Annotated in this window: 18 protein-coding genes; 11 read left to right on the plus strand and 7 right to left on the minus strand. The window is 39.6% G+C overall.

Annotated elements, in window-relative coordinates; genetic code table 11:
- Nucleotides 1–142: 142 nt before the first annotated feature.
- The 5 genes from RYH73_RS22495 (at nucleotide 143) to RYH73_RS22515 (ending at nucleotide 5679) form a co-directional block, all read left to right on the plus strand.
- A complete protein-coding gene (locus RYH73_RS22495; RefSeq protein ID WP_335315741.1) occupies nucleotides 143–1051 on the plus strand; it encodes a UbiA family prenyltransferase in 909 nt (302 codons plus the stop codon).
- 10 nt (nucleotides 1052–1061) lie between these two features.
- Nucleotides 1062–1691, plus strand: coding sequence for a class I SAM-dependent methyltransferase (locus tag RYH73_RS22500; RefSeq protein ID WP_335315742.1), 630 nt, complete (start codon nucleotides 1062–1064; stop codon nucleotides 1689–1691).
- 124 nt (nucleotides 1692–1815) lie between these two features.
- A complete protein-coding gene (locus tag RYH73_RS22505) occupies nucleotides 1816–3813 on the plus strand; it encodes a BamA/TamA family outer membrane protein (protein WP_335315743.1) in 1998 nt (665 codons plus the stop codon).
- Between the two features lie 23 nt (nucleotides 3814–3836).
- Nucleotides 3837–4919 (plus strand): sensor histidine kinase, encoded by a 1083-nt coding sequence (locus RYH73_RS22510; RefSeq protein WP_335315744.1) that lies wholly within the window; start codon nucleotides 3837–3839, stop codon nucleotides 4917–4919.
- Nucleotides 4920–4950: 31 nt separating this feature from the next.
- Entirely contained in the window at nucleotides 4951–5679 is a 729-nt protein-coding gene (locus RYH73_RS22515) for a LytR/AlgR family response regulator transcription factor (protein ID WP_335315745.1), read from the plus strand.
- On the opposite strand, the gene RYH73_RS22520 is transcribed toward RYH73_RS22515, so the two are convergent.
- Nucleotides 5676–6212 carry a 5' nucleotidase, NT5C type gene (locus tag RYH73_RS22520; protein ID WP_335315746.1) on the minus strand — a complete coding sequence of 179 codons (537 nt, stop codon included), beginning with the start codon at nucleotides 6210–6212 and terminating at the stop codon, nucleotides 5676–5678. The genes RYH73_RS22515 and RYH73_RS22520 overlap by 4 nt on opposite strands.
- A gap of 87 nt (nucleotides 6213–6299) precedes the next feature.
- Here RYH73_RS22520 and RYH73_RS22525 point away from each other — a divergent pair, with 87 nt between their 5' ends.
- Together RYH73_RS22525 and RYH73_RS22530 are read left to right on the plus strand one after the other, a co-directional pair.
- Entirely contained in the window at nucleotides 6300–7049 is a 750-nt protein-coding gene (locus RYH73_RS22525) for a DeoR/GlpR family DNA-binding transcription regulator (protein ID WP_335315747.1), read from the plus strand.
- A 258-nt stretch (nucleotides 7050–7307) separates the two neighbouring features.
- Nucleotides 7308–7487, plus strand: coding sequence for a histone H1 (locus RYH73_RS22530; protein WP_335315748.1), 180 nt, complete (start codon nucleotides 7308–7310; stop codon nucleotides 7485–7487).
- A gap of 93 nt (nucleotides 7488–7580) precedes the next feature.
- Here RYH73_RS22530 and RYH73_RS22535 read toward each other — a convergent pair whose 3' ends face one another.
- Genes RYH73_RS22535 through RYH73_RS22550 form a run of 4 tightly spaced genes read right to left on the minus strand, consistent with a single transcriptional unit; the run spans nucleotide 7581 to nucleotide 12107 of the window.
- Complete coding sequence (locus tag RYH73_RS22535; RefSeq protein ID WP_335315749.1) at nucleotides 7581–8807, minus strand: ABC transporter permease; 1227 nt, start codon at nucleotides 8805–8807, stop codon at nucleotides 7581–7583.
- Nucleotides 8808–8830: 23 nt separating this feature from the next.
- Nucleotides 8831–9577 carry an ABC transporter ATP-binding protein gene (locus RYH73_RS22540; RefSeq protein ID WP_335315750.1) on the minus strand — a complete coding sequence of 249 codons (747 nt, stop codon included), beginning with the start codon at nucleotides 9575–9577 and terminating at the stop codon, nucleotides 8831–8833.
- A complete protein-coding gene (locus RYH73_RS22545; protein WP_335315751.1) occupies nucleotides 9577–10749 on the minus strand; it encodes an efflux RND transporter periplasmic adaptor subunit in 1173 nt (390 codons plus the stop codon). Before RYH73_RS22545 ends, RYH73_RS22540 begins: the two co-directional genes overlap by 1 nt.
- A 23-nt stretch (nucleotides 10750–10772) precedes the next feature.
- Complete coding sequence (locus tag RYH73_RS22550) at nucleotides 10773–12107, minus strand: TolC family protein (RefSeq protein ID WP_335315752.1); 1335 nt, start codon at nucleotides 12105–12107, stop codon at nucleotides 10773–10775.
- A 249-nt stretch (nucleotides 12108–12356) separates the two neighbouring features.
- Between RYH73_RS22550 and RYH73_RS22555 the strand changes: the two genes are divergently transcribed.
- Both RYH73_RS22555 and RYH73_RS22560 read left to right on the plus strand, forming a co-directional pair.
- Nucleotides 12357–13409 carry a sensor histidine kinase gene (locus RYH73_RS22555; protein ID WP_335315753.1) on the plus strand — a complete coding sequence of 351 codons (1053 nt, stop codon included), beginning with the start codon at nucleotides 12357–12359 and terminating at the stop codon, nucleotides 13407–13409.
- Nucleotides 13406–14134: a LytR/AlgR family response regulator transcription factor gene (locus tag RYH73_RS22560; protein WP_335315754.1), complete on the plus strand. Its 729-nt coding sequence runs from the start codon at nucleotides 13406–13408 to the stop codon at nucleotides 14132–14134. Before RYH73_RS22555 ends, RYH73_RS22560 begins: the two co-directional genes overlap by 4 nt.
- 9 nt (nucleotides 14135–14143) lie before the next feature.
- On the opposite strand, the gene RYH73_RS22565 is transcribed toward RYH73_RS22560, so the two are convergent.
- Together RYH73_RS22565 and RYH73_RS22570 are read right to left on the minus strand one after the other, a co-directional pair.
- A complete protein-coding gene (locus RYH73_RS22565; protein WP_335315755.1) occupies nucleotides 14144–14818 on the minus strand; it encodes a response regulator transcription factor in 675 nt (224 codons plus the stop codon).
- Nucleotides 14815–16362, minus strand: a complete 1548-nt coding sequence (locus RYH73_RS22570) for a sensor histidine kinase (RefSeq protein WP_335315756.1) — start codon at nucleotides 16360–16362, stop codon at nucleotides 14815–14817. Before RYH73_RS22570 ends, RYH73_RS22565 begins: the two co-directional genes overlap by 4 nt.
- A 183-nt stretch (nucleotides 16363–16545) precedes the next feature.
- On the opposite strand from RYH73_RS22570, the gene RYH73_RS22575 reads away from it, so the two are divergent.
- Together RYH73_RS22575 and RYH73_RS22580 are read left to right on the plus strand one after the other, a co-directional pair.
- Nucleotides 16546–17958: a DUF4270 family protein gene (locus RYH73_RS22575; RefSeq protein ID WP_335315757.1), complete on the plus strand. Its 1413-nt coding sequence runs from the start codon at nucleotides 16546–16548 to the stop codon at nucleotides 17956–17958.
- A gap of 5 nt (nucleotides 17959–17963) precedes the next feature.
- Entirely contained in the window at nucleotides 17964–18962 is a 999-nt protein-coding gene (locus tag RYH73_RS22580) for a Kelch repeat-containing protein (protein WP_335315758.1), read from the plus strand.
- The last annotated feature ends 57 nt before the right edge of the window (nucleotides 18963–19019 follow it).

Genomic DNA, 19019 nt, shown 5'->3' on the forward strand with positions numbered 1-19019 from the left:
AGCCCTAACACGACAAGCAATACTAGAATAAATTAAGACAACAGATAAGCGGCCCTGCCAATTGGTTGGAAAAAGTAAGGAAAAAAAACTCCGGTCAATCAGGTGCAAAAACTGTATTTTAGCTTCCATATCCATTGAGGGCATGATAGATCGCTTTATTAAATTTGTATTTTTTGGAAACATTTTTGTTGGCATTCTAGCGATAGCCTTGTCGCTGGAAACCGCTGTTCAACTTGCTATTCCTTTTAATAATACAGCTTATTACCTGCTTTTGTTTTTTGCAACGATGGCTTACTATACCTATGCATACATTAATGTAACAGTAAGCAGGAGGCATAATAATCCGCGAACACAATGGTACCAGCAAAATATTCGATTTGCAAAAGGAAACTTAGGGCTGTCCACCCTGATAGGTATGCTGCTTGCATTTGGGTTGGTTTGGCAAAATAGGCAATCGCTAAACACCTTGCATTGGACTTATTGGTTGATCATGGCTGTTGTAACCCTCGCAATTATTCTATATTATGGGCTTTTACCACGATCATTTATATCGTTGAATATCCGGAATTCAGGTTTATTAAAAGCTTTTATCATCGGGTTTGTTTGGGCTTGTTGTGTTAACCTGTTTCCTATTATTATGCTGAAGATACAGCATCCTGCCAGTTTGATCGACCCCTTTCTCGTCATGTGGCTTTTTGTCAAAACTTTCATGTTTTGCACGGTAAATGCAATTATGTTTGATATTAAAGATTATGCGGAAGATGCTAATAAGCAATTAAAAACATTTGTTGTACGGTTCGGTCTTCGAAATACTATTTTTCAGTTATTAATTCCATTACTTTTAATAGGTGTTCTGTCGATGATAATCTTTGCCTATTATAGACATTTTAGCTTCCTTCCCTTATTGATTAATATTTTACCTTTTGCACTTTCGCTGTTGGTGGCTTACTCAATGCATAAAAGACATCGAATACTTTATTATCTAATTGTTATTGACGGTTTACTGTTGATAAAAGCGATTTGTGGTATGTTTGCGATGCAATTTGTTTAATGACAAGGGGATGCGGAATAATTACGATAATATTGCGTCTTTATATGACAGGCTGAGTCGATTGGTATTTGGCCGTGCACAAGTTAATGTTCAATTGGATTTGATCCATACTATTGCTTCGAACAGTCGCATTTTAATTGTCGGAGGTGGGTCGGGATGGATATTGGAGGCATTGGCCAAGTTGTATCCGCAAGGTTTAATGATAACCTATGTGGAAATTTCAGCGAATATGTTACGAATTGCGCGAAATCGGTATTACGGAAATAACAAGGTCGTATTTGTTGAGCAAGCGATTGAAGATTATGTGGCTGCCCCAAATTCCTATGATGTTATCATCACCTCCTTCTTGTTCGATAATTTTTTGCGGTCGAAAGCTGAAAAAGTGTTCCGTCATTTAACGGCCTTACTGGTTAATGAAGGACGCTGGTTATATGCCGATTTCTATCTAGAACCCCAAAAAAAGAATCGATGGAAAAAGGGCATGCTTCACCTCATGTATAAATTCTTCGGTTATGTTTGTCGTGTTGAAGCTAAAAAATTAATCGATATGGAGCCCTATTTTCAAGAAAATGGATACCGAGTGCTTTTTTGCTCACTTCGCTATTTTGGTTTTGTAAAAGGAATTGTTTATCAGAAGTGACGTTTGGTAGCCGATGGGGCCACTTTGGTAGAATGATTGCCTGAGTTGGTGTATTCAATTTCGCAATCCGGTAAATCTCTTTTATTTTAGTTGCGTTTCTATACTACGCATTAACATTGTCTACATGGTCTTTTTAAGATTAGGAAAAACACATATTATCTGTATCTATTGCTTCTTGCTTGTTTCGGCTGGTATTTTTCGCGTCCATGCACAACAAGCTATTACCTTACAAGAGCGTATTAATCCTGTGCTACCCCTGTCGGTAAATGAGCTTCCGGATCGTATTTTATTTCAGCAAACGAATAATCAATATGTTGTACATGAATTTGCCTTGCCTGGGCGAGGTGTTGGTGGTTTGATGACTTTTTCACCTGATGGGCAGTTTTTTGTGGTGTCAGGAGATGACCGGCTGACGACTGTTTACGCATTGAATAGCGATACGATACGTCAGCTTACGCAGCTTCCTTTTAAAACGAAGTTAGCCGCATTCAATAGCGCAAAAGAAGAATGGATTTTTGTTCATTCAGTGAAAGCCTTTAATGCGAAAATAAGCAAGTATCGTGCAAGTACTTGGGAAGCAATTGCTACTAGAAATATTGCATCGGACATCAACGCTCTCAGTATCAGTAATGACGGCAAATTAATCGGATTTACAAATAGCCGACTTATTCAGTTCTTGGACTACGAATCTTTCGCTAAAATCCAGGTTAATTGGCAAAAAGAAAAACAAAGGCTACTAACTTTTAATCCACAGAAACAAGAATTAGCAAGTGTAACCGATAGAAACAGTATACAGATACGTGACTTTTCAGACAACTTAATTCAGGAAATAAAAACGGATCAATCCAAGATCGCCTGGATAACGTATGATCCTACCGGCAATTATTTAGTAAGTACGGATGAAGAAGGTCGATTGTCTGTTTGGAATCTTACAAAAAAAGAGCGAATAAAAGAATTATCGTCTGTTTTTATTCCCCCGACCTTTACCGAAAACAATGAGCTGCTAATTAAAAATAATCGTAATTGGACGAAAATTAAGTTGACAGCTCCGGTCGACGCAAGTGATGGAGCTCCTTATCTCGCAAAACAAGATGAGCACCGATTGAAGCTTTTGCCGCAACCTATCATCGGATTTACACGAGAAACGGGTTTGTCACTAGGAGCCGGCGTGACGATGATCTGGTATCCAAAGGCAGATAATCAGACAAAGTTTTCTCAACCCACCGTTTTCGTACCCACGGTTTCCTACGGTTTTAATGGGAAGCAATTAGCTGTAGGGGCCTATATGGAAGCGTACTACAAGAATAAGTGGCACTTTATCAATAATTTTTTGTTTACCAATAATAGCAAAAACTATTTTTTTGGGGTCGGTAAAGAGAGCGATGATCGGAATAAAACAACCTATGTTTCCGATAATTTTATCCTCGATGGATCAATTAGTAGAATTTTAGCCGATCGATTTTTCATTGGCCTTAATTACAGATTGAGAAAAGACAGTGAATTGAATTTTGAAAAAGAACCATTTCCGGATTTTTATGGGCGAAACGGTGGGTGGCTTTTCGGCATTGGTCCTACCCTGCGTATGGATAAACGGAATGACATTCTGTTTCCTACAAAAGGAAGTTTTTTGGAAATCAATTATTATTGGTTCAATAAGGATGTTATCAGCGACTACCATTATCACGAGTTGAAATTTGATTACAGGAAATTTATGCCGGTAAATTGGCTCGTGCAAGGCGATGCTTTAGCTGTTCAAGCAATGTTTAATGGTACATGGGGAGGGGAAGTTCCTTTCTATCAACTGCCTTATATGACAGCGGATAGAGCTTTTAGGGGCGTTTGGCGCCATCTTTATATTGCAGAACAAGTGTTTGCTGTTCAAGCTGAATATCGATCCTATTTTTCCAGTGTCGATCACCGGTTTGGCTATGCAATCTTTGCTGGCTTAGGTGACGGTGCAAAAAATTTCTTTAAAGATTATCAGTCCTCAATAAAGGCATTTTATGGTGTAGGTTTCAGGCAACAACTCATTCCCAAATACCGATTGGATACGCGTATGGACTTTGGTTTAACAAGCAAGGGTGATTTCGGCTTTTTTGTTGGTACTGGTGTTGCTTTCTAACACGAACAGAAAACATGATACAGGTGATAAGCATATTTATACATAAACAATGGCGACGCTTCACCATTCTTTTGTTGCTTGCCATCTTTTTATATTGTTTTATATTCTTTATCAGCTATGTTTCCAATCCGCAAGAAACGCTATTGTCTTTTAGTAGGCGTTATGGTATTTTGTTGAATGCTGCCATTTTCCTTGCAGAAAATGTGTTGACTAATTTTTTCTTAATTTTTTATATTATTCTTCCTCTTATTCGTACAGGAAAATGGAGGAAGCCGATACTTTTTTTTACGATTCTCTACTTTGTTAAATTCATATATGGCTATTTCGATTTTGAAATAACTAAAACGATGCATTCTGTCAGCCATATGCGCAACTCGAAAACACTTATTCCCGAAGACAGCTTCGGTTGGTTCGTATTATGGTTTATTGTGTTCTCCATGTTCGACATCGTAATATGCATTGGAGCCTCCTTGACGATTGAATGGTGGCGTAGAACCAGACAGCAGATCCTGTTGGAAAAACAAAAAGCACAAGCCGAGCTGACCGCGCTTAAGCATCAAATTAATCCTCATTTTTTATTTAATTCCTTGAGTTTTATTTATTCAAAGAGCATTCGGCAAGATGAAGACCTGGCGAAAGCTGTATTGCTTTTGTCAGACATCATGCGTTATGCCTTAACAGTAGAAGAAGACAAAGGCGGAAAAGTGATCCTAGAGAAAGAAATTACGCATTTGAAGAATGTAATTGAAATAAACCAAAGACGCCTTAATAATCGTTTACATATTATTTACGAAGAAAAGGTCGACAATCTGCAAATCAAAATCATTCCACTGGTGCTAATCACGTTGGTAGAAAACGCATTTAAGCACGGTGATTTGTTAGATGCCCATTACCCTTTAGAAATTATACTCGGCAATCAACAGGGATATTTATCCTTTTTTATAAAAAACAAAAAAAGTGCGGGGACAAAAGAGCTTTCAAATGGCATCGGTTTGACAAATATCAAACACCGCCTGCGTTTGATTTATGGTGAAACACATCAATTTATTGTGCATGAGGATACAGAGATGTTTTCTGTATCATTACAAATACCGATCGAGGCATGACAGGTTACATAAGAACGGAAAAAACAGATAGATGAAGATACATTGTTTTATAATTGATGATGAAGAGCACGCAATTGATTTATTAAAACATCATATTGAAAAAGTGCCCTTTCTGGAACTTGTAGGAACTTCTACCGATCCAGTGAACGCCCTGTCTATTATCCACTCCAAATCGATCGATCTACTTTTTTTAGATGTACAGATGCCCTATCTTACAGGTATTGAATTTCTAAAGGTGTTGAATAGGAACATTCGTGTTATTCTGACAACGGCCTATACAGAATATGCCATTGCGGGCTATGAATTTGCTGTTGTTGACTACTTACTAAAGCCCATTTCCTTTGATCGCTTCCTGCAAGCGGTTAATAAGATACAAAATGATAGAGAAGCCCACGAGGATGTTGCTGAACTACTGAATAATCCCTATATGTTCATCAAAACAGATCGAAAGGGAAAACTAATGAAGGTAGATGTAAATAAAATTGTTTTTGTTGAAGGACTTAAGAATTACGTTTCAATTTATATAGATGGAGGTGAACGGATTATCGCTTTTGTAACCATGAAAGAAATGGAAAATCAATTAAGTCAACACGCCTTTATGAGGATTCATAAATCGTATATTATTGCATTGAACTATGTTCACTCCATTGAAGGAAATCAGGTTCGGTTGGTATCTTATCCTCAAAGAAGTATCCCTATCGGGAACATCTTTAAGGATGCTTTTTCGGCTTGGTTAGATAAAAAAACACTTTCCCGTTAAATAGTTGGGACATTGTCCAGGACATCGAGAACCTCTTGCCAATTATTAACACGAACATGATGATCAATATTTGCATTATGGCCCGCACTAAATAAAATAGGTTTTCCTTTACAGAAATCAAGATTTTTGCAATAATCATCAATCATAAAATCGGTATCAATAACACTTTTGTCTCCACAGAAGATAATATGATGCCAATGAATAAATGGAAAATGTTCCGCAAGCCATTCCTTTTTTTCAAATAAAGAAAGTGGAAACTCCATCGCTGCTGAAACAATGTAAATTTCATATTTTTCCTGAAGTCGCTTTACCACTTCTACCGCCCCCTCCATCACCGGTATTGTTCTAAAAAAACCAGGTGTATAAAGGTATTTAAAAATGGATCCATTTGGCAGGGCCTCCCCTTCTGGAACATTATGAAAGATGTCCTTCGTCAAACGCTCTCCAAATTCCTGTTCGTAGTAATGTAAATATTGGCTTTCTGTGTCTGCCAATACGCCATCCATGTCGATGGCAATTGATTGTTTTTTCATATATTGCTATTTAATGCAACAAAAATACATAATAATTGCAATATTTTGCAATTTATTTTTATTAATTTTGCATTAAATTGCAAGACTATGATCAAAGCAGAAAGACAACAACGATTGACAGAACACATAAAAAACAAACAATCAGCTCAACTAAAGGAGTTAAGTGAGTTGTTGAATGTTTCAGAAGATACGGTACGAAGGGATATCAAGGAATTAGCTGATTTGGGAATTGTGAAAGCAGTTCGAGGAGGTGCTATTGCGCATTCGCCTGTTCCCCATCACTATCGAGACCGTGAACATTTACAACTAGAACAAAAGCAATTAATTGCAAAAAAGGCTTTGGATTTTATTGAGGATGGACAAGTTGTGTTTTTCGATGGTGGAACCTCTAGTTTAGCAGTCGCCGCCGCTTTACCCAGAGAACGGAGTATTGTTGTTGTTACGAATAGCTTCCCGATTGTCAATGCATTAGAAGATCATCCTTTAGCGGAACTTATATTTTTAGGAGGACGCTTAAACAAGGACGCTTTTACCACCGTAGGTGTTGATACAGTGGATGCGATTCGTACGATTAAATCAGACCTTGCTTTCTTGGGAATTTGCAGTATAGACTTGACTGCCGGTATTACGACCCGTGATTATGACGATTGTATTATCAAGCGAAATATTGTAGCAAACGCTAAATTTGTGATAGCACTATCTACAACCAATAAAATCGGAACAGCAGAGCCTTTTTATGTTGGTCCCGTCCACGCAATTGATGTAGTTTTGACGGACACAGAAGTCGAACTTAGCCTTCGAACCGCATTTAAAGATGAGGGCGTTTCTATACAATAAAGTTAGAAGCGTATGTAAAATGCTACAATAAATGTATTTGAGACCTTTTTAAAACAGTTATGGTGAAATTGAATTGATTCTTTTTTTTGGCTTATTTTAGATAAAAGCAGGTGATTTTATTGTTTTTTACCATTTTTTTTAAAAAAAACATGGTTTTTGGCTTATTTAAAGCGGTTTGGTACGAAAAATGCGGATTAAAGCGATTAGGGGCAAGATCATCTTGTCGTCAAATTATCACTTAAATAAAAATTTACTACAATGGACAAATTTGGAAAGTTAAAAGAGCTTATTAGCTCAGTTGAAGCTGACGCCGACAAATTCTACAACAAGGGAAATGCTGCTGCCGGTACACGTGTACGTAAAGCGATGCAAGATTTAAAGAACCTTGCCCAAGAGATTCGTAATGATGTTACCTCAATCAAGAATTCCGGTAAATAATCATTAAAGAATGATACCTATGAAATACAAAAAGCCCGATTTTTCGGGCTTTTTCCGTTATTCGTTGATCAATTAACAAATTAGCTGGTTTTACTATTCATACCTCAAAGCTTCTATAGGATCCAATGCAGCAGCTTTTACTGCGGGATAATAACCGAAAAAAACACCCGTGATCACGCAGACGAAAAAAGAAATGACAATCGATGATTCAGAAATCAAGATCGGCCAATGAACCAGACTGGATATCGTGAAGGAGGCGATGATTCCGAGCATCGCTCCCATCACACCGCCTGTCATGCTGATAACAACGGCTTCCGTTAAAAATTGCCATAAAATATCCCGGCCACGAGCCCCTATTGACAGTCGTAATCCAATTTCGCGTGTACGCTCGGTAACCGATACATACATGATGTTCATAATACCAATTCCACCGATAAGAAGTGAAATACCGGCTACCGCGGTCAATAAGGAGGTCATCATGCCACTTGTTGAGCTTAGCATTTGTATAAGTTCGGCCATGGTACGTACCTCAAAATCGTTTTCAGTACCTTCTCGAATACGGTGATTTTCTTTTAAAACTGTTGTAATATGCTCCATTGCTTGATTTGACAATGCTTCGTTCGGTGTTGCTGCATAAATATTTTGAAGATAGGTTGTAGCCAAGATACGTTTCATGACGGTTGTATAAGGAGCAATGATAATATCATCCTGATCCTGTCCGAAAGTGTTTTGTCCCTTTGCATTAAGTACACCAATAATCTGAAAAGGAATTTTTCCAAAACGGATAATCTGGCCAACAGGATTCTCATTTTCTTTGAACAAATTGTCAACAACCGTTTGTCCTATTAAACAGACCTTGGCAGAAGCCTTCACTTGTTCCTCTGTAAAATTTGACCCATCCTTTATACTCAACTGGCGTATCTGTAGGTAATCGCTGGAAACCCCTTGTAGCGAAGTTGGCCAGTTACTGGCGCCCCGAATAGCTTGGCCGCTACTGGAAACACCAGGTGAAAGGGCATTAATTTCATGTACCTCCTGCTTGATTTTGTTGACATCGCTAAGGGTAAGCGATTGTACACTAGCTGCACCTAAACGAACACCTCCAGGCATAGGATTGTTGTTGTAAGGCATTACGGTAATCATATTAGAACCCATGCTGGAGAACGTATTTTGTATACTTTGTTTGGATCCTTCGCCAATGGACATCATGGTAATCACAGCCGCGACACCAATGATAATGCCTAACATGGTAAGAAAGGCTCTCAGTTTATTCCTTTGAATCGCTCGGAGCGCTATGCGTAATAAATTGACGTAATTCATAAATCGAATTTTCTGCAAATGCGTTAATAATCATCATTTGTCGGTAAGGCAGCCAAGGCCTCCTTAGCGGAACGAATCGCCGTATTTGGTGTATCGCGTTGAATCTTTCCATCCCGCAATAAAATGGTTCGGCTGCTGAAAGACGCGATATCAGGTTCATGCGTGACGAATACAATGGTCTTTTGCTGCTCTTGATTCAGCTCTTGCATCAAGGTCATAATTTCGTATGAGGTCCTCGTATCTAGGTTTCCCGTTGCCTCATCTGCCAAGATCATCACAGGCTCATTTACTAAAGCTCTGGCAATAGCCACACGTTGTTGCTGCCCACCTGAAAGTTGGCTCGGTGTATGGTCATAGCGATCTTGCAGTTTTACCATTTCCAGTGCATGCATCGCTTTTTCCTGTCGCTGTTTGTGCGAAATGCCAGACTGGTACAATAAGGGCAGTTCCACATTTTCCAATGCCGAAGTTCTGGGTAATAGATTGTAGGCCTGAAAAACGAAACCAATTTTATTGTTTCTCAATTTGGCTAATTCATCCCGATTTAAACTTTTAACATTGATTCCATCCAAAAGATACTCACCCGAGCTCGCTTTGTCCAGGCAGCCCAAGATATTAAGCATGGTGGATTTACCCGAACCGCTGCTGCCCATGATCGTAACAAATTCACCCGTATTTACATCGAAGTTTACCCCTTTCAAGGCACGTACCACCTGCGATCCGACGAGAAACTCCCTTTTTAGATCCTTAATATTTAATATCGCTGCCATTATCGTCTTCTCCTTGGTGTTGGTAAGAAAGGATTTGACCCCATATTCTCCGGTATACTTTGTCCAGTACTCACAATAGCCGTTATAATACTATCTTTGGCTCCTATCCCCCCTTCTACCTGAACCTTTGTATTATCATTAATGCCTACTTTGATGGCCTGCCTAACCACTTGATTTCCTTTTAATACCCATACGGCATTCTGGGCCGTATCGGCGGCTCGATTTTCGGTGAGTCGATACGGCGGTGTAATTTGCCCTGGTTCGATGGTGAGTTTCAGAGCACTAACAGGAACTGTAAGTACATTGCTAGCCTCTTTTGTGTAGATGGTTACGGTAGCGGTCATACCTGGCTTTAACTTCATATCAGCATTACTGGTTTCAATAATCGTCGTATAGGTGACAACATTATTGGAGGTACTGGGTTGCAAACGTATTTCAGAAACTTTGCCTTCAAAAGTTTGGTCGATATAGGCATCCACCGTAAATGTTACACGATCACCCATTTGGACATCACCAATATCCGCTTCGTCTACTTTGGCCTGTACCTGCATTTTGGTGATATCTTTCGCTAAACTGAATAACGTAGGCGTATTAAAGCTGGCAGCCACCGTTTGTCCAACACTGACACTTCGATTAAGCACAACCCCGTCAATTGGTGAATAGATTTTAGTAAAGGATAAGTTCTGCTGCGCCGATCGCAACTGTGCCTTAATGCTGTTGACACTTGCCTGGGCCGTTTCATATGAATTAGTTGCCAGATCATAAGTAGCTTTGCTGATCGCTCCTACTTGAAAAAGCTCCCGTTGGCGATTGAAATTGATTTGCTGATAATTTAAATTACTTTGCGCCTGCGCCAGTTGCCCCTTAATTTGATCAACTGTTGCCTGCATTAAGGTCGGATCTAGCTCCGCCAATAGTTGACCTTTTTTTACCTGCGCATTATAGTCGGTATATATGCTGGCTATGATACCGGAAACCTGCGTTCCCACGGCTACCGTGTCAACTGGTTGAATTGTACCCGTTGAGGTAATGATGGATGCGATGGGGCCTTTTTCAGGCACTGTTGTTTCAAAAGCGATCCCATTTTCCTTTTTCCTACCGAAAAAGAAATAAAGTAAAACAGCGAGCATCAAAATCAGGATACTAATAATGATTATTTTTTTACGATTCATATATATAATTCAAGAGTTTGCACTTATTGTTGATTTTCCAAAAAATCGCCTTTGTAGAAATTGAATACATTGAGCGAAAGCATGGCACTATATTTAGCTTGCGTATACGCTTGTAATGCTTGTATGTATAGATTTTTTTGCTGTATATATTCTACAGTATTAGCTGATCCTACACGTAATTCTTCACCTGCTATCCGATATGCTTCCTTATTATAATTCAGTTGTTCGGCGGAGGCATCGTATTGACTATAAGCATTCTGTGTGTTGATGTAAGCTTTTTCCACTGTTTGTGAAAGAATGGTTTTTGTATTCAACAGATCTAGCTCTGCTTGTTTAATGGCAATATTGGACTTTGCTATATTGGTTTGATTAACCTTTCTGCTGAACAAGGGGATGGTCGCAGTAATGCCTATTTGTTGATAGAAGTTATTATCAAATTGCCTAAAGGTACCTATACTGGTGCCGTTGTTGTAATTGGTACCTATCCCACCATTCAAGGATATAACCGGTAAATAACCCGCTTTTGCCTTTTTGAGATCGAGTTTTGAATTTTCAATATTAAGTAGGCTGTTTTTTATCTCGGGCCGCTTGCTTATTGCATCCTGGATCACTTCATGTAACGAAGGAATGGCTGCAAGTGCAAAAGTAGTATCGGCTTTTACAATATCGAAAGTACTGTCCACGGGAAGCTGAAGCAACTGTTTCAGGGTAATTTTATCTTGCCTTTCCGCATTCTTAGCACTGGTTAAAGTATACTGATCAGAAGCCAATTGCGCTTGCAATTGAATTAAATCTTTTTTCGCTACTGCACCAGCCTTATACTGTTGATCCATTTGTTCAGTTTGTGCTTGGGACGTTTGCACGAGATCCTGTGCATAAACAATGGTTTCTTTGTCGAGCATAATATTGGTATAAGCCTGAATAATCTGTAAGTATAAGTCGTTTCTTGCCTCAGAAACGTCCAAGTCGGCCATTTCTGTACCCAACTGTGATTGGCGGATATTGGCTCTTAGGGTTCCCCCATTAAAAAGCGTTACGGAAGAATTTAAGCCAACGCTTCCATTTAAGTTGATCGATTTGCCGGCATCTCCTTGTGTCGTCCCGTAGTGAGTCGCATTCTGTGAAACAGCGGCATTTAAGTCCGGTAATACAGAAGCTCTGGCACTGATGACGTTTTGATCCGCGCTTTGTTTGGCCAAACGCAAATTATTGAGTGTTATATTATGTTGTTGGGCATAAGCTAAGCATTCTTTTAAGGACCACAATTCAATTTTCGCTGGTTCCTGTTGTGCATTCGCTGATAAGGTGCACAACAACAGTGCGAAGAACCCTCTATATTTTAACCATCTAATAGCCATATTTCATGTTTTGGAATGGCACAAAAAGACGAGCTTTGGGAGATATAAAAAAGCTTCCTAGATTGAAAGGACAGTATGCTCGACAGAAAGTGTTATTTTGCAGACAAAACCTGCATTGGTAAATTGTGTTATCAAAAAGAGCGTTCAAAGATGATTCTATCGGTTTGGACGAGAAAATCTGACTCTCTGTCGGTTAATCTTTACAGAGTTTGGGATATCGCTTAACATTGTAAAGTCAAATGCGAAATAATGGAGAAAGCAAATAGAAGAACACTTGGTATTATTTTTACGCATATTTTGTTGTGGGTGCTATTGGGATTTACCCTCCTCGTTTATCCTCCACTTAGCTGGGGAATTAAATTACCTGCCGCTTTTTGGATAAAGCATGCCAGCATTATCATTTTTTTTGTTGTTATCTTTTACAGTAATTACCTACTATTTACCCCTAAACTCCTTTTTAGGAATAAGCGATTGCTTTTTATCGTATGGTTGCTGATTGCACTTTTCTTTGGACAAGGCCTTGCCTTTTTGCTCGAAAGATGGCTGGATTTTCAAGTAGTGATGGCAAATGCAAGACAACGGCCACCGAAACATGAAGAGCTTGTCGATGGCTTCACGTTGATGTTCAGTCTACTCGTACTGGGAATAAGTACAACGGTGGCGGCCGTGCGACAATGGCAGCAAGAGGCTCGTTTAAAAGACGAGTTGCAGAAACAGCAAATAGCGTCCGAACTTTCTTTTCTCAAAGCACAGATTAATCCACATTTTTTCTTCAATACGCTTAACAATATTTATGCATTATCGTTTTCCGATGTGGAACTCTCCCGAGAGGCGCTGCATAAATTATCGCGTATGATGCGTTATTTGCTATACGAAACAGCACAGAACGAAACGAGTTTATTAGAGGAGTTAAAATTTTTGAAAGATCACATTGAGTTGATGGAATTGCGGTTGCATGCCAACAATCAAGTAATCTATACGGAACCTGTTTTATCTCATGATTACAAGATAGCACCAATGTTACTCCTACCCTTTGTTGAAAACGCTTTCAAACACGGTATTAGCGCAACGAAGGCAAGCGAAATACGCATTGAGGTGTCGGTAAAAGACCAAACCTTGCACTTAAAGGTGAGCAATACCTTACAGGAGAAAATAAGCAGTTCTTTAGAAGGAAGCGGTATCGGCTTACAGAACACAAAAAGACGCCTTAATTTGTTATATCCGGACAGGCATCTCTTAACAATTAACAAAATGGCCAACGACACCATTTATCAAGTCGATTTAACGCTTATATTATCATGAACTTGAATTGCATTGCAATCGATGATGAGCCGCTAGCCTTGGGCTTAATTAGCAACTTTATTGAGAAAACACCTTTTTTAAAGCTCATAGGCTCCTATGGTAGTGCAGTAGAGGCTTTGGATGCATTGGATAAACTTTCCGTCCAACTGATCTTCTTAGATATTTATATGCCTGAACTAACTGGAATGGAGTTCTCCAAGTTACTGGCACAATCAAATCAAAAAAGTACCTGCCGAATTGTTTTTACAACAGCTTTCAATCAATTTGCCATCGAGGGCTATCAAGTTGATGCACTTTATTATCTATTAAAACCATTCAATTATAACGAATTCCTACAGGCGGCCAACAAAGCGAAAAGCTACTTTGAATCAATCGAAACGTTACCTGTTGAGCAAGATAAAAAAGAACGTTATCTATTCGTTAAGTCGGATTACAAAGTGATTCGGATTGATTTGAATGATATCACATATATCGAATCCATCAAAGATTATGTAAAGATTCACCTTTTAAACAAAGAGCAAGCGATCAGCTCGTTAACGACTTTAAAGCGTATTGAAGAACGGCTTCCTGAAGCAGATTTTCTTCGCATACATCGATCCTTTATTATTGCCATTAACAAAATAGATGCCTTGGGAAGAAATAGCGTACATGTTGGTTCGGCGGAAATACCTGTTGGCGATCTATACAGAGAATCGTTTAAAAAATTATTGGACCAATGGGCCTAGCAGGTTTACTTATATGATCATTTTATAGCCCACAGCCCGAATATTTACGATCGAGATACGATCATCGGCTTGTAGATAGGTCCGAATGCGACTGATAAATACATCTAGACTTCTTCCGGTGAAGAAACGATCATGCGGCCATACCGAACGAATGATATCTTGGCGGTGGATGACTTTATTTTTGTTTTCATAGAGTATTTTGATCAACTCGCACTCCCGAAAAGACAAATTAATTTCCGCGCCTTCCCGGTGTTTTAGTGTTTGTCGCATACTATCCATCACATAATTACCAATATGCAAGAAGCGTTTTTGATTTTGCCATTGATTACGTTGCACCAAGGCATTAATACGAACTTTCAGCTCTTCCAGACTAAAAGGTTTACGTAGGTAGTCATTTGCACCCAGCTCAAAAGCTTGAACAACATCTGCTGTTTGTGTGCGTGCTGTTAGAAATAAAATAGGGGTTTCCGTATCAATTTCACGTATTTTTTGAGCGATGGCAAAGCCATCCAGACCTGGGAGCATGATATCTAGAATAATAACCTCCGGTTTCAGCTGATGGAACAACAAAAGACCTTGTTCACCATCTGCACAATGATTTACATCAAATTCAGCGGATCGCAAATTATCGGCAATGATAAGTCCTAAATCTGTTTCATCTTCAATTAATAACAGTGATATCATACGCTTAAGGGTAAATAAATAGTAAAAGTGGTGCCTTTGCCGAGCATGCTGTTGACTTCGATTTGTCCTTTGTGCTGGGCAATGACCTGCTTTACATAATGTAGACCCAAACCAAAGCCCTTCACACGGTGAATATTACCCGTCGGCACACGATAGAAAGGCTGAAAAATATGTTTAATATCGGCGGAAGCGATGCCTATACCATTATCGGCAATGCTCAGTACCCATTGCTTATTCATCATTTTACTGAGTACGCGGATATTGATTGGTTCAATGGTATACTTAATGGCGTTATCAAGCAAGTTGTTAACGGCATTGACAATATGCATCTTGTCGACCTTTATTAAAGGTACCTCCTCTTCTATTGACAAGGTAATTCGATGTTGGTAGATAAGTTGGTGTGTCTCCACCAGTTGTTCTAGCAGTTTACTCGTATCCACAAGTTCCGGTTGTAAATGCATTCCTTTCTTTTCTCCTACCGCTAAATGTAAAATTTGATCGATGAGATTCGTAAGGTGCGTTGCCGATCGATGTGTCATTTGAAGATACAATTCGGCCCTTTGCTGATTATTTTTCAATTGAAGTTGTTGCAAGGTCTCTGTTGCTGCTAGAACCGTTGCCAGCGGTGTCTTTAGTTCATGCGTCATGTTGTTCACAAAGTCGTTTTTTATGTCCGCCAACTTCTTTTGCTTAAAAATCGTATACAACAAGTAAACTAAACAACCGATTGTAAGGCCGGTGAGTAAGAATGAGGAAAGAAATGCCCAGGCAAGATGTTTGAAAATCCACCAGGTCGGTGTTTTTAAGTATAAAGATAGAAAAAGATCCTTAGCAGGGTCGAGCATCATCGTAGTTGCTTGTAGTGGGAATTCCGCAACTATCTTTGGATTCGGTTTTCCGAATGGCATCGAGAAATGACGCTCATCCAAAGAACCACTTTTGCCGCGTTCAGAACGTAAAGCCATACCAAAAATAGACCTTGGCTTAGTCTTTAGCAAGGGTTCAGCAGGCATCATCGACCGTGATCTCATACCGCGAGGAGCAGTAGTCTTGGAAAACTCCATTCGCTTTACATGCAAGGTGTCAAGGAAAAACACATTTTGCAAGTCAGGACCTAGTTTTTCACGATATCTTTTCTGTAACGCATGATAATCCATATGTAGTAAAGCTGTCGCCCCAAATACCGGTTGCATGGGGATTGAATCCGTAGGTATTGACTCATTTATACTTAGAGAAATCGCTGGTGTTCCTCTTACAGCTAGTGCGGAAATACGACGATTTTTGTCATCCCGGTGTTGATGGAACAACTGTCTGATGGCAGGGAAACCGCCCTGCTTCAACGAAGTGTAAGCTTCGGGATACACCGCCCTAAACTGTAGCTCGCGTTCTTCCTGCATGCTTTCGAAGAGCAATCGCTCTGCATAAGCAATGAAATTGTCCTTTTCATGATGATAATTTCCGATAAGCCAAAAGCACTGAAATACAATAGTTACTATACTCGCCAAAGTGATCAAGCCCAACAGATAACGATGTTGTTTAGACATGTGTTTTAAGTTATGATTGAGGCAAAATTAAGAGGAACGCTGCTTCAATCGGTTATGCTTAACTATTTTTAACAATATGTAACAGTATTTAACACTATTCCTGCACACCTTTGCCTCAGTTAAGTAAGCGTACGTAGCGTTTCCTTCTCGTTTAGCTTTTTTGATTTGATAATCAGTCGATTTATGATACGAACAATACCCAAACCCAAAAAAAGTAAACGCCATTTTCTTTGGCTTTTAGGGATGAAGCTTATGATTTCTTCTTTACTGATCTTCTTTTTTATGAGTTCCTGTACGAAAGAAGGTACTATTAGCTTAAATAATACCAATGATAACATAGGTGCTGAGATTGCTGACAGCATTACCGTTCGCACAGCCACCTACCAGCTAGATCCGTTACCAGCTAATGGTAAGGGAATCATGCTTGTCGGCGAAATGACGGACGAGGCAACCGGCAACTTAAAAGCTTCGAGTTATTTTCGGATCGGAAATTCGGCTATTAGTAGTGTAACATTACCCGATGACGCTGTTTTCGATTCCATATCGCTCGCTTTACCTTATCAAGGTTATTATTATGGTGATACAAGTTTGACGCAATCTTTTACCCTTCATCAAGTAACAGAGGAAATCAAACTAATTGATGAATCCAATGCATGGGAGGAGGATGAAAAACCGGTGTTTGGTAGCGGTTCTACTTTATTTACAAACAACACCTTCCGTTATGATACGAATCCATTAGGCGCAATTAGTTTTAAACCTAAGCCTACGAGTAAAACAGATACAGTATTCGTTAAGCTGAATCAGATGTTTGGTGAAGACTTATGGACAAAAGTGAAAAGTGGGAGTAATCAGGTGACCAACTCCGAAGAGTTTTTGGAATACATAAAGGGTTTTGTTTTGATTCCAAGCGGAAAAACACCTGCCCTAACGGCCTTTCCGACCGATTCTATTTTAATGAATATCTATTATTCCTATACGCGAACTGCAGATGGTAAAAAGGTACAGGAAAACTTGCAAATGAAGGTTGATGATACGACCCATCAGTTCAACAGCCTTCAAATTGATCGCAGCCAAAGCCTTTTAAGTGCACTAAAGCCTGATGCAGAAGGTGAATTATCGAGTGATCAAACAAAGCAACAAGTTATGCTGCAGGGACTGAGCGGTCTGGTTACCAAAATTCAGTTTCCTTACCTCCATGAATTTGTTAACCGAAACGATGTCATTATTAACAAAGCCGAGCTCACGATCGAAACTCCGCCAAGTTCACATACGCCCTATACAGCGCCATCAACACTTAATATAATGCTGGCTGATGAACATGGTGTACCCAAATCTCTGCTAACAGCGAGCTATGAAACGACAACGCAAGCGGCTTATTTAGTGAACGATTTAAGTGGTGGTACGCGCAATTCTACCTACACTTTTAACCTCACCGAATATGTGAGTAACTACCGAGGAGCAATGGAGGATACGAAAAGCTCCTTGTATCTGACGATACCGGTGAGTGATTTACTGACGAAAGCTGATCGCTTGCTGATAGCGAAAAGTGATGATAGCTTGCCGATTAAACTTCGCATCTTATATACTAAATACTAATAAAAATGAAGACTAGATTTATTAAATTGACCCTAATGTTCCTTGTATTGATTACAGCGGCTGCATGTAGTAAAGATCAGGAAGATGACGATGATGAAGAATGGGCACGCGGTGTTGATTTTGACGGACTCCCCCGGAGCGGTGCAGCCAGTTTTATCATCAATGAGGATGTTTATATTACAACGGGTTATGGAACCAGCAGCACTCGATTTAATGATACATGGGTTTATAATGTAGGAACGGCGACGTGGACAGATAAAGCCAATTTTCCCGGAGAGGCTCGTAACAATGCGGTAGCCTTTGCCATGAACGGGAAGGGTTATGTAGGTTTGGGTACAAACGGAACGAAAATGTTTAACGACTTCTACGAGTATGATCCGCAGCAGGACAGTTGGACAGCGATCGCACCTTTTCCAGGCATAGCCCGTTATGGTGCGGTGAGTTTCGTGATCAATAATACACCATATGTTGGCTGCGGGCAAGATGTTGATGCACAAGATTACAATGACTTTTATACCTATTCGCCCAGTAGTAACAGTTGGACAAAAGTGAGCAGTGCACCTGAAAAAAGGAGCTTTTCTTTTAGTTTTGTAATAAACAATGTTGCCTATTTAGGTGGTGGAACCAATAATAAAGCTTATGTTTCTAGCTTTTATGCTTTCGATGGGCAGACTTGGACTACCAAACAACCACTTAGTGGTAGGACGGACGATTATACGTATGATTTGCGTCGGAATTTTCCAGCGGTTTTCGTCATTGGAAGTTACGGTTTTATCACTGGTGGAACAAATAGTTCCATTCTGAGTTCCACTTGGCGATACGATCCTTCGGTTGATTATTGGATTGAACACGATGATTTTACAATTGATGGTGCCTCTTCGAGGCAACAAGCTGTCGGATTTTCTTCAGGAGGTGTAGGCTATGTTGCCGGTGGGAGAAGTGGTAGTACACCTTTTGACGATATATGGAAATTTACTCCCGATTTAGGGAAACATCCGAATTAGTTGGGAGTCGAGTGGTTGAGTAGTTAAATAGTCGGGTAGTTCAATGGTTGATTACCA

Source organism: Olivibacter sp. CPCC 100613 (genome assembly GCF_036959255.1).
GTDB lineage: Bacteria > Bacteroidota > Bacteroidia > Sphingobacteriales > Sphingobacteriaceae > Olivibacter.

Coding starts and splice junctions, on each gene's coding strand:
- RYH73_RS22555 (WP_335315753.1), top strand. CDS start 12,357: ATGGAGAAAGCAAATAGAAGAACACTTGGTATTATTTTTACGCATATT.
- RYH73_RS22545 (WP_335315751.1), bottom strand. CDS start 10,749: ATGAATCGTAAAAAAATAATCATTATTAGTATCCTGATTTTGATGCTC.
- RYH73_RS22560 (WP_335315754.1), top strand. CDS start 13,406: ATGAACTTGAATTGCATTGCAATCGATGATGAGCCGCTAGCCTTGGGC.
- RYH73_RS22530 (WP_335315748.1), top strand. CDS start 7,308: ATGGACAAATTTGGAAAGTTAAAAGAGCTTATTAGCTCAGTTGAAGCT.
- RYH73_RS22580 (WP_335315758.1), top strand. CDS start 17,964: ATGAAGACTAGATTTATTAAATTGACCCTAATGTTCCTTGTATTGATT.
- RYH73_RS22540 (WP_335315750.1), bottom strand. CDS start 9,577: ATGGCAGCGATATTAAATATTAAGGATCTAAAAAGGGAGTTTCTCGTC.
- RYH73_RS22495 (WP_335315741.1), top strand. CDS start 143: ATGATAGATCGCTTTATTAAATTTGTATTTTTTGGAAACATTTTTGTT.
- RYH73_RS22550 (WP_335315752.1), bottom strand. CDS start 12,107: ATGGCTATTAGATGGTTAAAATATAGAGGGTTCTTCGCACTGTTGTTG.
- RYH73_RS22575 (WP_335315757.1), top strand. CDS start 16,546: ATGATACGAACAATACCCAAACCCAAAAAAAGTAAACGCCATTTTCTT.
- RYH73_RS22565 (WP_335315755.1), bottom strand. CDS start 14,818: ATGATATCACTGTTATTAATTGAAGATGAAACAGATTTAGGACTTATC.
- RYH73_RS22505 (WP_335315743.1), top strand. CDS start 1,816: ATGGTCTTTTTAAGATTAGGAAAAACACATATTATCTGTATCTATTGC.
- RYH73_RS22500 (WP_335315742.1), top strand. CDS start 1,062: ATGCGGAATAATTACGATAATATTGCGTCTTTATATGACAGGCTGAGT.
- RYH73_RS22525 (WP_335315747.1), top strand. CDS start 6,300: ATGATCAAAGCAGAAAGACAACAACGATTGACAGAACACATAAAAAAC.
- RYH73_RS22570 (WP_335315756.1), bottom strand. CDS start 16,362: ATGTCTAAACAACATCGTTATCTGTTGGGCTTGATCACTTTGGCGAGT.
- RYH73_RS22515 (WP_335315745.1), top strand. CDS start 4,951: ATGAAGATACATTGTTTTATAATTGATGATGAAGAGCACGCAATTGAT.
- RYH73_RS22535 (WP_335315749.1), bottom strand. CDS start 8,807: ATGAATTACGTCAATTTATTACGCATAGCGCTCCGAGCGATTCAAAGG.
- RYH73_RS22520 (WP_335315746.1), bottom strand. CDS start 6,212: ATGAAAAAACAATCAATTGCCATCGACATGGATGGCGTATTGGCAGAC.